This window comes from Dermatobacter hominis, assembly GCF_020715685.1.
Lineage (GTDB): Bacteria > Actinomycetota > Acidimicrobiia > Acidimicrobiales > Microtrichaceae > Dermatobacter > Dermatobacter hominis.
On record NZ_CP085840.1, the window covers coordinates 2966528 to 2979300 of the forward strand.

General features: G+C 73.7%; 13 protein-coding genes. 9 read left to right on the top strand and 4 right to left on the bottom strand.

What is annotated here, in order from left to right; all coding sequences use genetic code 11:
- Positions 1-65 precede the first annotated feature (65 nt).
- From LH044_RS14085 to LH044_RS14105, 5 genes are all read left to right on the top strand, one after another.
- Entirely contained in the window at positions 66-854 is a 789-nt protein-coding gene (locus tag LH044_RS14085) for a hypothetical protein (RefSeq protein WP_227756219.1), read from the top strand.
- A gap of 120 nt (positions 855-974) precedes the next feature.
- Positions 975-2327, top strand: coding sequence for a DNA repair protein RadA (gene radA, locus LH044_RS14090; RefSeq protein ID WP_227756220.1), 1353 nt, complete (start codon positions 975-977; stop codon positions 2325-2327).
- Positions 2328-2388: 61 nt separating this feature from the next.
- Positions 2389-3462 carry a DNA integrity scanning diadenylate cyclase DisA gene (gene disA, locus LH044_RS14095; RefSeq protein ID WP_227756221.1) on the top strand — a complete coding sequence of 358 codons (1074 nt, stop codon included), beginning with the start codon at positions 2389-2391 and terminating at the stop codon, positions 3460-3462.
- A 7-nt stretch (positions 3463-3469) separates the two neighbouring features.
- The gene (locus LH044_RS14100; RefSeq protein ID WP_227756222.1) at positions 3470-4075 is read left to right on the top strand and encodes a YdeI/OmpD-associated family protein; all 606 of its coding nucleotides are present in this window, start codon (positions 3470-3472) and stop codon (positions 4073-4075) included.
- 86 nt (positions 4076-4161) lie between these two features.
- Positions 4162-4830: a dienelactone hydrolase family protein gene (locus LH044_RS14105; RefSeq protein WP_227756223.1), complete on the top strand. Its 669-nt coding sequence runs from the start codon at positions 4162-4164 to the stop codon at positions 4828-4830.
- A 115-nt stretch (positions 4831-4945) separates the two neighbouring features.
- Here the strand turns inward: LH044_RS14105 and LH044_RS14110 are convergent, their stop codons facing one another.
- A complete protein-coding gene (locus LH044_RS14110; protein WP_227760108.1) occupies positions 4946-5596 on the bottom strand; it encodes a Crp/Fnr family transcriptional regulator in 651 nt (216 codons plus the stop codon).
- Positions 5597-5712: 116 nt separating this feature from the next.
- On the opposite strand from LH044_RS14110, the gene LH044_RS14115 reads away from it, so the two are divergent.
- The 4 genes from LH044_RS14115 to LH044_RS14130 are packed head-to-tail and all read left to right on the top strand — an operon-like array spanning position 5713 to position 8731.
- Entirely contained in the window at positions 5713-6378 is a 666-nt protein-coding gene (locus LH044_RS14115; protein ID WP_227756224.1) for an IspD/TarI family cytidylyltransferase, read from the top strand.
- A complete protein-coding gene (ispF, locus tag LH044_RS14120) occupies positions 6375-6926 on the top strand; it encodes a 2-C-methyl-D-erythritol 2,4-cyclodiphosphate synthase (protein ID WP_227756225.1) in 552 nt (183 codons plus the stop codon). The genes LH044_RS14115 and ispF overlap by 4 nt, the downstream gene beginning before the upstream one ends.
- Positions 6926-7963 carry a 23S rRNA (guanosine(2251)-2'-O)-methyltransferase RlmB gene (gene rlmB, locus LH044_RS14125; protein WP_227756226.1) on the top strand — a complete coding sequence of 346 codons (1038 nt, stop codon included), beginning with the start codon at positions 6926-6928 and terminating at the stop codon, positions 7961-7963. The genes ispF and rlmB overlap by 1 nt, the downstream gene beginning before the upstream one ends.
- Positions 7964-7972: 9 nt before the next feature.
- Positions 7973-8731 (top strand): helix-turn-helix domain-containing protein, encoded by a 759-nt coding sequence (locus LH044_RS14130; RefSeq protein WP_227756227.1) that lies wholly within the window; start codon positions 7973-7975, stop codon positions 8729-8731.
- A 102-nt stretch (positions 8732-8833) separates the two neighbouring features.
- Here LH044_RS14130 and LH044_RS14135 read toward each other — a convergent pair whose 3' ends face one another.
- The 3 genes from LH044_RS14135 to LH044_RS14145 form a co-directional block, all read right to left on the bottom strand.
- Positions 8834-9895 (bottom strand): FUSC family protein, encoded by a 1062-nt coding sequence (locus tag LH044_RS14135; RefSeq protein WP_227756228.1) that lies wholly within the window; start codon positions 9893-9895, stop codon positions 8834-8836.
- Between the two features lie 222 nt (positions 9896-10117).
- On the bottom strand, positions 10118-10750 hold the full coding sequence (locus LH044_RS14140; protein WP_227756229.1) for a TetR/AcrR family transcriptional regulator: 633 nt from the start codon (positions 10748-10750) through the stop codon (positions 10118-10120).
- Positions 10747-12714: a flavin-containing monooxygenase gene (locus LH044_RS14145; protein ID WP_227756230.1), complete on the bottom strand. Its 1968-nt coding sequence runs from the start codon at positions 12712-12714 to the stop codon at positions 10747-10749. Before LH044_RS14145 ends, LH044_RS14140 begins: the two co-directional genes overlap by 4 nt.
- Between the last annotated feature and the right edge of the window lie 59 nt (positions 12715-12773).

Here is a 12773-nt window from a genome sequence, read left to right on the forward strand (position 1 = left end):
AGCACGTCGGGCGGTGGCCGGCGGCCCCCCGGTGGCGTGGGGGCCGACGGCTAGCGTGGCCGGCCGTGCCCGTCCGGTCCCGCCCCCCGTCGCCCGGCGCCCGAACCCGCTCGCGGTGCGTCGTGCTGCTGGCCCTGCTGCTCGGGCTGCTGGCCGCGGCCTGCCGGACCGAGGTCGACGTGCACGTGCAGGTCGAGCCCGACGGATCGGGACGGGTGACCGTCACCGTGGACCTCGACGCCGAGGCCGCGGCGCAGCTGGGCGACCCCGCCGGGCTGTCGTTCGAGGACATGACGTCGGCGGGGTGGGAGGTCGACCCGCCGGCGGCGCGCGACGGCGGGCTCCGCATCGTCGCGGTCCGGACGTTCGCCACGCCGGAGCAGCTGGCCTCGGTCCTCGACGAGGTCGGTGGCGCCGACGGCGTCTTCAGCGGCACCTCGCTCGAGCTGTCCGACGGCTTCGCCGGCAGCTCGACCGAGTTCCGCACCGACCTCGCGCTCTCCGGCGACCCGGCGCAGTTCTCCGACGAGCAGCTGACCCAGGTGCTCGGCGGGCTGCCGCTCGGGCGCACCCCCGAGGAACTCGCCCTCCTGGGGGCCGACCGGCCCGACGCCGCCACGCTCACCGTGCGGGTGTCGCTGCCCGGCGGGGCCGACGAGGCCAACGGCGAGATCGACGGCGGCGTGGCGTCGTGGACCGCGCCGATGACGGGCGGGACGGCCACCGACGAGGAGCTGACCGCGTCGGCCGAGGACCGTCGCACGACGACCCTGGTGCTCGCCGGCGCCGGCGCGCTGCTGGTCGTGGCGGCGGTCGTGGTCGCCGTCGTGGGGCTCACCCGCCGCGCCGACTGACGCGACCCGACGGACTCGACGGACTCGACGGATCGGCCGGGCGGGCGTGTCCGTCGGGCGGGAACAGGTGTTCGACCCATCCGCGCCCCGCGTCACACCCCGCGCCTACCGTCGGCCGACATGGCACGGACCCGGACCGTCTTCAGGTGCATGAGCTGCGGCGCCGGCACGCCCAAGTGGTCCGGGCGCTGCGCGTCGTGCGGTGACTGGAACACGCTGTCCGAGGAGCTCGAGGTCGACGAGCCGACCGTCGTGCCGCTGGCCGCCTCGACGCCGCCCACCCCGATCACCCAGCTGTCGGCCGTCGGCGGGTCGCCGGTGGCCACCGGGATCGCCGAGCTCGACCGCGTGCTCGGCGGCGGCCTCGTCCCGGGCAGCGTCTCGCTGCTGGGCGGCGAGCCGGGCGTGGGCAAGTCCACGCTCGTCCTCCAGGTCCTCGCGGCGCGGGCCCGGGCCGGGGCGCGGGTCCTCTACGTCACGGGCGAGGAGTCGGTCGACCAGGTCCGCCTCCGGGCCGAGCGCGTCGGCGCGCTGCACGACGACCTGCTCCTCGCCGCCGAGACCGCGATGGGCAACGTGGGCGTGCACATCGAGGCGACCCAGCCCGAGCTCGTGGTCGTCGACTCGGTGCAGACGCTGCACGACCAGCGCTTCACGAGCGCGCCCGGCTCGGTCACCCAGGTCCGGGAGTGCGCGCACCGCCTGGTGCAGATCGCCAAGTCCACCGGCACGACCGTGCTGCTGGTCGGCCACGTCACGAAGGACGGCCAGCTCGCCGGCCCGCGGGTCCTGGAGCACGTCGTCGACACCGTGCTGTCGCTCGAAGGCGACCGCCAGCACGACCTCCGCATCCTGCGCGCCGCCAAGCACCGGTTCGGCTCGACCGACGAGATCGGCATGTTCACCGTGCACGGTCGCGGGCTCGTGGACCTCCCCGACCCGTCGTCGCTGCTGCTCGGGGACCGCACGCCCGGGCTGCCGGGCTCGCTGGTCGTGCCCGCCCTCGAGGGCCACCGGCCGCTGCTGGTCGAGGTCCAGGCGCTGGTGGCCAGCTCGTCGCTGCCGCAGCCTCGCCGCTCGGTGCAGGGCCTGGACAGCGGCCGGCTCTCGCTGCTCCTCGCGGTCCTGCAGCAGCGCGTCGGCGTCGAGATCGGCAAGCACGACGTGTACGCCATGACCGTGGGCGGGGTGAAGGTCGTCGAACCCGGGGCGGACCTGGCGGTGTGCCTGGCCACGGTGTCGTCGGCCATCGGCAAGGACGTGCCGGCCGGCGTGATCGCCTGCGCCGAGGTCGGCCTCGGCGGCGAGCTGCGCCAGGTGAGCCGGCTCGAACGGCGGCTCGCCGAGGCGGCCCGGCTCGGGTTCACCACGGCGATCGTCCCCCACTCCGCCCCGGCGATGTCGGTGCCGATCGAGGTCCTCCGGGCCCCCACCGTGAAGGCGGCGATGCACCTCGCCGGGCTGGCCGCCTGAGCGGCCGCGCCCGGTCCCACGCGCCGATGCCGGCCCGCGGATCACCGCCTAGACTGCGCCGATGGCGCTCCGCCGCAACCCCGAGCTGCAGGCTGCGCTGGCGGCGGTCGCCCCGGGGCAGCCCCTGCGGGAGGGTCTGGACCGCATCCTGAAGGCCGGGATGGGCGCGCTGATCGTCATCGGCGACGGCCCCGAGGTGCTCAACATCTCGTCCGGCGGCTTCCTCGTCAACGCAGCGTTCTCGCCGCAGCGCCTGTCCGAGCTCGCCAAGACCGACGGCGCGATCGTGCTCACGCCCGACGCCGGCTACATCGCCCGGGCCAACGTGCACCTCGTGCCCAACCCGAACGTCCCCACCGAGGAGACCGGCACCCGGCACCGCACGGCCGAGCGGGTGGCCCGGTCGATCGGCGTCCCGGTCATCTCCGTGTCCGAGGACATGGCCGTGGTGACCGTCTACACGAAGACGATCCGCTACCAGCTCGAGCCGATCACCTCGATCCTGAGCCGGTGCAACCAGGCGCTGCAGACGCTGGAGCGCTACAAGAACCGCCTCAACGAGGAGTCGACCAACCTCACCTCGCTCGAGGTCGAGGACCTCGTCACGCTGCGCGACGTGGTGACGCTCCTGCAGCGCGCCGAGCTCGTCGCGCGCATCTCCGACGAGATCGACCGCTACCTCGTCGAGCTCGGCACCGACGGCCGGCTGGTCCGGCTGCAGCTCCGCGAGCTCATGGCGGGCGTCGAGGACGAGCGCCGGCTCGTCGTCCTGGACTACCTGCAGGCCGACGCATCCTGGGACCTGGAGCAGGCGATCGACACGCTGTCCGACCTCGACATGGAGGACCTGCTCGACCAGGACAAGGTGGCCCACGCGCTGCACCTGTCGGGCCAGACCGACGACATGGACGCGCAGCTGCAGGCCCGCGGCTACCGCATGCTGGCCCGCATCCCCCGCATGCCCGACGAGATGTCCGAGCGCCTCATCGCCCACTACGGCTCGCTCGAGAAGCTGAGCCGGGCGTCGGTCCAGGACCTGGCGTCGGTCGATGGCGTGACCGACCACTGGGCGCTGACCATCAAGGACGCGCTCGGCCGGATCGCCGAGTCGAGCATCCTCGACCGCTACACCTGACCGACCGGTGGCCGGTCCCGAGGGGCTCGCGAACCCGCCGTCGGAGCACGCCGGCCGGCCGGTCGTCGCCGCCGCGACCCCGGCGGAGTGGACCGCCTGGCTCGAGGAGCACGCGGACGACTCTCCGGCCGTCTGGCTGACGGTGTGGAAGCAGGCCGCCGGACCCGACGCGCTGGACTACGAGTCCGCCGTGCTCGAGGCCGTCTGCTTCGGGTGGATCGACTCGACGGTGCACGCGCTCGACGACCTGCGCTTCCTGATGCTGGTGGCGCCGCGCAAGCCCGGCAGCGGGTGGTCGGCGTCGAACAAGGCCCGCATCGAGCAGCTCGAGGCCGCCGGGAGGATGCGGCCGCAGGGCCGGACGGTCATCGAGGCGGCCAAGGCCGACGGCTCCTGGACGCTGCTCGACTCGGTCGAGGCGCTCGAGGCCCCCGACGACCTGCTCGACGCGCTCGCTGCGGCCGGCGTGCGGGAGCGGTGGGACGAGCAGCGGCCCGGTCGCCGCAAGCTCGTCCTGCTGGCGCTGGTGCAGGCCAAGCGCCCGGCCACCCGCCAGAAGCGCATCGACGCGGCGGTCGACGCCCTCGTGGCCCACGGCGAGCTGCCGTCGTAGGACCGCCGGACCGCATCCCGCATCCCCCGCCGACCACCCGCGAGCGTGCCCTCGTGGTGCCGGGGCCGGTCGTAGTGTCGGGGCCGATGGAACTCACGCTGCCGTCCGGAACCGCCGCCTACGTCGCCCGAACCGAGGGCGCGACCCGCGGCCTGGTGATCATCCCCGACGTCTGGGGCCTGCGCCCGCTGTTCACCGAGATGTGCGACGACCTGGCCCGGCGCACGGGCTGGAGCGTCGGCTCCTTCGAGCCGTTCGCCGGGCGCGACCTGCCCGGCGAGGGCGACGCCGACGCCGGCCCCGCCCGCTTCGCCGTGATGCCCGAGATGTCGGACCGCCAGCTGCTGGGCGACGCCGTGGCCACCGCGGACGAGATCGGGCTCGAGCACGTCGGCCTCATCGGCTTCTGCATGGGCGGCATGTACGCCCTCAAGGCCTCGTTCCTCGAGCGCTTCGACCGCATCGCCGCCTTCTACGGGATGATCCACGTGCCCGAGGCGTGGCAGGGCCCCGAGCAGGGCGAGCCGCTCGCGGCGCTGGCGGCCCGGGGCACCACGGCGGTCATGGCGGTCGTCGGGTCCGTCGACCCCTACACGCCGCCCGGCCACCTGCAGGAGCTGCGCGACGCCGGTGTCGACGTCGTCGAGTACGTGGGAGCGGACCACGGCTTCGTCCACGATCCGAGCCGACCGAGCCACCGCGCCGACGACGCGGCCGAGGCCTGGGACCGGGTCCTCACCTTCCTGGCCGGCTGACCGCCGTCCCCCTGGCCCCTCACCCCCGTCGTTCTGTTCCCACATCCTGGGGCGAACACCCCAGGATCTGGGAACAGAACGGGCGGCGGGGCGGTGACGGGGATCGGCCCCGGCGTCAGGACGAGCGGATCTCGAGCTCGCGACGCTTGAGGATCCGGTACTGGCGGTCGTTCTGCTCGATCCAGCCGAGGCGCAGGAAGCTGGCGATCGCCTTGTTGACCCGCTCGCGGGAGGCGCCGACGAGACCGGCCAGCTCCTCCTGCGTGATCGGGATCTCGAAGTCGTCGCGATCGCCGGCGAGCTCGAGCAGGTGCTTGGCCGTGCGGCCGGTGACGTCGAGGAAGAAGGAGTCGGCCAGCGCCTCGTCGGTGGCGCGGATCCGCTGGCTCAGCAGGCGCACGACCGACCAGAGCAGCTCGGGGCTGTCCTCCCAGAGCGCCTTCAGCACCTCGTAGGGGATGCGGATGACGCTCGACTGCTCGAGCGCGCGGGCCTCGGCGGAGCGGCCGAGCCCGTCGAACAGGCCCATCTCGCCGAAGAGGTCGCCGCGCTCCATGAGCGCCACCATCGACTCGCGCCCGTCGACCGACTTGTTGGCGATCGCGATGCGGCCGTCGATCACGACGTAGCAGGCGTCGGCCTCGGCGCCCTCGCCGAAGACGACGTCGTTGCGGATGAGCTCCATGCGGTCGGCCGCGTCGGCCAGGCGGCGGTGGTCCTCGTCGCTGAACCGGTCGAACAGCTCGACGTTGCGGAGGAGCTCCATGTCGTTCACGCCCGGCATCGTACAGATTGCGAACTGCGTCACACACAAGAGCGAGGCCAGGGAGGGCAGCGTGCTCAGCCGCGGGGCGGCCGCCGTCGGCCCGGTACCGTGCAGCCATGGCCGGCGACGGGACGGGTGAGGTGTGGTGCGTCGTCGTGGCGGCCGGATCGGGCTCGCGCTTCGGCGGACCCAAGCACCTCGCCGAGCTCCGCGGCCGCACCGTGCTGCAGCGCTCGATCGACGTCGCCCGCCGGTGCGCCGACGGCGTCGTGGTGGTGGTCGCGCCCGGTTCCGACGTCGGCGTCGACGGCGCGGACGTGGTGGTGGCGGGCGGCGACAGCCGATCGACCTCCGTGTCCAACGGCCTCGCCGCGGTGCCGGCCGGTGCCGAGGTCGTCCTGGTCCACGACGCGGCGCGGCCGCTGGCGTCGGGCTCGCTGTTCGCCCGTGTGGTCGAGGCGGTCCGTGACGGCGCCGATGCCGCCGTACCGGTCGTGACCGTGGTCGACACGATCCGCGACCTCGACGGCGGGACCGTCGACCGCGATCGCCTGCGCGCCGTGCAGACGCCCCAGGGCTTCCGGGCCGCGGCGCTCCGTGCGGTCCACGCCCGCGGCGCCGAGGCGACCGACGACGCCGCGCTCGTCGAGGCCGACGGCGGCACCGTCGCGCTGGTCGAGGGCGAGCGGGCGAACCTCAAGATCACCGAGCCCGCCGACCTCGACGTGGCCGCTGCGCTGCTCGACCGGGCGGCGGCGAGCGGGGGAGACTCGGCCTCGTGACGTTCCGCATCGGCAACGGCTTCGACGTGCACCGCTTCAGCGACGACCCCGATCGCGTGCTCGTCCTCGGGGGCGTGACGTTCCCGGGCGAGGCCGGCCTGCACGGCCACTCCGACGCTGACGTCGTCGCCCACGCCGTCGCCGAGGCGCTGCTCGGCGCGGCGGCGCTCGACGACCTCGGCTCGCACTTCCCCGACACCGACGAGCGCTGGCGCGGCGCCGACAGCCTGCAGCTCCTCGCCGAGGTGGTCCGCCTCGTGGCGGCGGAGGGCTGGTCGCCGGTCAACGTCGACTGCTCGGTCATCGCCGAGCGACCGAAGCTGGCGCCCCGGCGCGCCGAGGTCCAGGCCGCGCTGTCCGAGGTCGTCGGCGCACCGGTCACCGTCAAGGGGCGGCGGGCCGAGGGCATCGGCGGGCTGGGCCGGGCCGAGGGCATCGCCTGCCTGGCATCGGCGCTCGTCGAGTCGCGCATCCACTTCGTGTCCGACACCGCGCCGGACGACGAGTCCGGCCGAGCGGGTCGCACCGAGCAGACGAGGAGCACCTGATGGCCGGACGATCCTCGGGCGGGCGCGGCGGCGCGCCCCGCGGCGGCAAGGGCGCGGGCAAGGGCCCGGGGAAGGGCGCAGGCGGCCGGGCGGGCGGCGCCCGTGGCGGCTCGTCGACCGGGGGTCGTGGCCGGCCCGCGCCGGGCGGGCGCGACCGATCGGCGCCGGGCGGCCGGGGCCGCGGCGCGTCGCAGGAGCGCACCGCACCGGCGCGGCCGTCGACCCGCTCGGGCGGTCGGCCGCAGCGCAAGGACCCGGGGCGCACGACCGCGCCGAAGGAGCGCGGCCTCGGCGGCACGCAGGTCGAGGGCCGGCAGGCGGTGCGAGAGCTCCTGCTGGCCGGACGGCGGAAGGTCTACGAGATCTTCCTGAACGCCGAGCTCGACCGGTCCGACATCGTCGGCGACATCGTCGACCTGGCCGACGAGCTCCGGGTCCCGATCACAGAGGTCAGCCGGGGTCGGCTGGACTCGCTCAGCCACACCGAGGCGCCTCAGGGCGTCGTGGCCCGCGCCGCCGAGCTGCCGCAGACCGCGCTGCACGACCTGTGCGAGCCGGTCGACGGACGGCCCCCGTTCCTGCTGGCGCTCGACGGGGTCACCGACCCGGGCAACCTCGGCGCGGTGATGAGGATCGCCGAGTGCGCGGGCGTCACCGGCGTGGTGCTGCCGCGCCACCGGGCGGTGCACGTGACGCCGACCGTGACGAAGGCGGCCGCGGGAGCCGTCGAGTACCTGCGCATGGCGCTCGTCGGCGGACTGCCGACCGCCATCACCGACCTCCGCGAGGCGGGGGTCTGGGTCGTGGGCCTGGACGCCGGCGGCGACACCAGCATCCACGACCTGCCGGTCGCGACCGATGCGGTGTGCCTCGTGCTCGGCGCCGAGGGCAAGGGCCTGTCCCGCCTCGCCGCGCAGCGCTGCGACCTGGTCGCGTCGATCCCGCTGCACGGGCACCTGTCGTCGCTGAACGTCGCGAGCGCCGGGGCGGTGGCCTGCTACGAGATCGCCCGACGTCGACCGGCCGCCGCCGGTTAGGTTCCCGGCATGTCCGGAGACGCCGCCGATCCCCGACCGTCCGCCCTCGAGGCGTCGCGCCACACGGCCAAGGCCGTCCACGACGTCGGGGCCAAGTTCATGCTCGACCTCGAGATGTACGCCGACACGGCCGGCCTCGGCTACGAGGGCACCGCCTTCTACTTCGCCGGTCGCGGCGGGGTGCTGGGCGACGTCGACCACGACGTCGTGTTCGAGGCGTTCACGTTCTTCCCGGCCGAGACCGTCCAGCGGGGATGGGAGTCCTCGGCGTCCATCGAGGACCGCGACGCGGCCGCCCGGCGCTTCGCCGGCTACGCGGCGCGCTGGGCGACGGCCAACATCCCGGACGGGACCGGCGACCTGACGCGGCTGGCCGAGCTGTGCGGTGCGGTCATCGCCGCCGCCGACGCGACCGACGCCCCGGTGTTCGCCGGGTGGCGTGCGCTCGAGGAGCCCGACGGCGAGCGCGAGCTCGTCGTCCACCGCATGAACGCGCTGCGCGAGCTGCGGGCGGCCCGCCACGGCGCCGCGGTGCGAGAGGTCGGTCTCGAACCGGTCGACGCCTTCTTCATCCGGACGCCGTACATGGCTGCGATCTTCGGCTGGCCGGAGCCGACCTCGGAGCCCGACGAGGAGACCAAGGCGCGATGGGCCCTGGCCGAGGAGCTGACCGACCGCGCGTTCGCCAAGGACCTCGAGGTCCTCGGCGACGAGGAGCTCGACGAGCTCTGCCAGCTCACCGACGAGCTCCTGGGCGTCGTGAGCTGAGCGGGCCGGCCGGAGCGACGACGTCCTGACACGCGACCCCGCCTGACCCGCACCGGCGCTGCCTGACCGGCGCCGACCGGACCGGAGCGTCCGCGCGCTGCGTCAGTCGGACGGCCCGTGGATGCGGACGGCGTCCTCGTGCTGGACGGCGAGGTCGACCAGGCGCTCGCCGATCACGTTGCACGCGTTGGCGACCGCCAGCGCCTGCAGCGTCTGCGAGTACGAGTCGGGCAGCACCGCCACCTCGGCCGTACGCACGTGCTGGAGGAGCGCCCGGCGGGTGGGATCGAGGTCGGGCAGCTCCAGCAGGCCGTCGGCGGGCGCGTGGTGGAACCAGCGGGCCACGTCCTGCAGCGCCTGCTGCAGCAGCACGGTCAGGGAGGTGAGGTCGTCGCGGCAGGCGGCCAGCAGGGCCGAGTCCTGGACGTCGCTGACCTCGGTCGCCAGCACCGAGCACTGCTCCCAGATCCGGCGGGTCGTGACGCGCCAGTGCGACGCGAGCAGGCCGTGCGACTGGTGCTCCGACATCGCGTCGTCCCACATGTCGTCGACATCCGCGAGGCGGGTCCGCGCGTCGACGCGCTCGCCGCGGATCGCGTCGGCGGCGTACGGCTCCTGCCGGAGCGCGTCCGTCACGTGGCCCATGAGGTGCGCCATGTCGCGGTACACGCCGGCCAGCTCCTGGCGGACCTTGCGGTGCGCCCGCGGCGGGAAGATCGTCGCCTGCACGAGCACGGCGACGACGATGCCGATGACCGCCTGCTCGAGGCGGATGCGAGCGAAGTCGACGGTGCTGAAGTCGGGGAGCTCGGGCACGAGCACGATCACCGACGACACGAGCGCGGCCTGCTGGCCGATCGAGCCCAGCCGGAACCACCCGAAGACGAGCAGCGGCACGGCGACGGCGACGCCGACCGCCCAGGCCTGGTCCTTGGCGACCCAGGCCACGGCCAGGCCCAGCGCCGCGCCGATCAGCGCCCCGAGGATCGAGTTGCGGGCGCTGCGGAAGGTGGCCTGCAGGGTGCCCTGCATCGCCACGATCGCCGCGAGGGTGGCGAACCACGGGCTCGGCAGGCTCAGCAGCTGCGAGCAGACGGTGGCGAGCGCGGCGGCCAGGCCGATCCGGAAGCAGCGCCTGAGCAGCCGCTGGTGCGCCGACGTCATCGCAGGATCATCCCAGCGGTGCCATCGGGCGACGCGGACCCGCGGGACCGCGCCGGGCGGGAGCGGCGAGGTGGCGCCCCCCCACGTTTCTGACGCCACAGAGCGGCGCTGGCGACGCATGGCTGACACGAGAATCCCGTCGACGAGGCAACCGGACGGTCAGCTGGCAGGACGCGCCGGCTGAGATGGTCCGCGCCGCCGACGCCTCCTGATCGGGTCCGGTCAGCGGAGGCCGACGACGAGGAAGTCCTCGAGGAAGCTCCGGACCGACGCCGGGTCGTCGACGTCGACGGCGTCGCCGGGCACGGTGACGAGCGACAGGATCATCCGCATCACCCACTCCGCCGCCCGGGCGACGTCGACGTCGGCGCGCACCTCGCCCCGGTCGCGAGCCCGCTCGAGGTAGGGCTGCCAGAACTCGGCCATGCCGGGCAGCACCTCGCGCAGGCCGGTGCCGAGGAGGGCGGCGAGCTCGTCGTGGTCGGTGCGGCGGAGGTGCTGCATCAGGCCGCGCGGCCCGACCTCCCGCTCCTGCTCCCGCGCCATCTGCACCGCCTCGGCGACCTGCGCCGCCAGCGAGCGGCGACGGCCCACGCGGCGGTGGGCCTCGCTCCAGAACCGCTCGTCGATGTGGCCGAGCGTGGCCAGGACCAGGCTCGCCTTGTCGGGGAAGTGCTTGTAGAGCGCGGCGCGGGAGATCCCGGCCTCCTCGGCCACCTCGACCATCGTGGTGCGGCGGAGGCCGTGACGGCGCAGGCAGACCTCGGTCGCGACCAGCACCCGGTCGCGCGTGCTGATCGCCGGCACGCGCCCCGGCCCGTCGGCGGGCGCCCCCACCGTGGCGGGACCGCTCACCGGAACGTGAAGTCGGCCGGATCCAGCTCCCGGGTCCACTGCCAGTAGTCGACGACCCGGAACGGCATGACCGTGTGGATCTCGCCCTTCGAGTTCTTGAAGTACGAGTGCTCGATGCTCGGCTGGGCCCAGACGAGCATGCTCATCTCCTCCTGGTGGCGGCGGTGCCAGTCGTCGAGGCGCTCGGGGAGCGGCTCCATGCTGCGGTGCTCGCCGTCGATGAGCTCGTCCAGGCACTGCGAGATGTAGTGCATCTGGCACTCGGAGTTGAAGATGAGGCTCGCCCCGTGCGCGAGGTGGGTCCCGGGGCCGTACATCAGGAACAGGTTCGGGAACTCGGGCACGGTGATCCCGAGGTAGGCGGCGGGTCGCTCGCCCCACACGTCGGAGAGGAGCGTGCCGTCGCGCCCGATGATGTCCATGGGCCAGAGCACCTTCGTGTGGTGGAACCCGGTGGCCCAGATGATCACGTCGCACGGGTACCGCTCGCCGTCGCCGGTGACGATCGCATCGGGCTCGATGTGGTCGATGCCCGTGCGGACGAGGTCGACGTCGTCGCGCGTCAGCGTCTTCAGCCACGTGCCGTTGTCCTGCAGCGTGCGCTTGCCGGTGGCCGGGTAGTCGGGCACGACCTTGGCGATCAGCTCGGGGTCGTCGCCGATCTGGCTCACGATCCAGTCGGTGAACACGGCACGGGCGCCGTCGCTGATCTCGCTGATCGACCGCTGCTGGCCGCCCTCCGGATCGGTGTAGTCGGGGTCGACGCGCGCCGGTTCGAGCCCCTTGTCGCAGCCGGGCCAGAACAGGAGGAACCGGTACCAGCGCCCGTAGAACGGCAGGTGCCGCAGCGCCCACCGGACGCCGGGACCGACCTGCTCGTGGTAGTTCGGGTTCGGGAACATCCACTGGGCGGTGCGCTGGAAGACCGTCAGGTGCTCGACCTGCTCGCAGATGGCGGGGGCGACCTGGAACCCGGTGGCGCCGGCGCCGATCATCGCCACCCGCTTGCCGGTGAGGTCGACGTCGTGGTCCCAGCGTGCGGTGTGGAAGTTCGGCCCGGCGAAGTCGTCCTTGCCCTCGATGTCGGGGATGCTCGGCCGGTTGAGCTGGCCCACCGCGGTGATCACGGCGCGGGCGGTGAGCGTCTCGGGTTCGCCGGTCGGCCGACCGTCGGGCCCGACGCCGCGCACGACCACCTGCCACGTGTCGGTCGCCTCGTCCCACGTGGCCGAGACCACCTCGGTCGACCAGCGGACGTGCGGCTCGATGCCGTTGCGCTCCATCACGCCCTGGAAGTACGCCTGCAGCTCGGGCTGTTGGGCGAAGTACTCGGTCCAGTGGTCCGACGGCTCGAACGTGTAGCAGTAGAAGTGGTTGCCCACGTCGACGCGGGCGCCCGGGTAGGTGTTCTCCCACCAGGTGCCGCCCACGCCCGCGTTCTTCTCGACGATCGTGAACGGGATGCCGGCCTCCTGCAGGCGGATGCCGGCGAGCAGGCCCGACTGGCCGCAGCCGATCACGACGACGGGGAACTCGGCGCGGGCCGCCTGCTGCTCGGCCGTGGCCGGCGCGTCGACGTGGTCGTGGTCCCGGCCGTCGAGCGCCAGGTCGTCGAGCATGAGCGGCACGTACTCGTCGGGGACGTCCTCGACGACGAGCCACTCCATCATCTCGTGGATGAGGTCCCGCGACAGCGGCTCGGGCTCGGGGCAGCCGCGGTCGCGGTAGTCCTTGATCACCTCGAGCGCCCGGGCCCGCACGGTCGCCTTGTCCTCCTCGGACATGAAGCCCTGGACCTCGTTGAGGAACGACGCGACGGGCCGCAGGTCGCTGCGGATGATCGACGGGTCGCCGGTCATGTGCACCATCGACAGCATGAGCGTCGGGATGCTCACGTCCTCGAGCGCGGCGGCGATCTCCTCGTCGGACGTGTCGAACGGCGTGCCGGCGTGCGGGTTGCGCATGTGGGTCCCCCTGGATCCTCGATGCGGTCATGGTAGACAGATCGGACGGTGTGTCTACC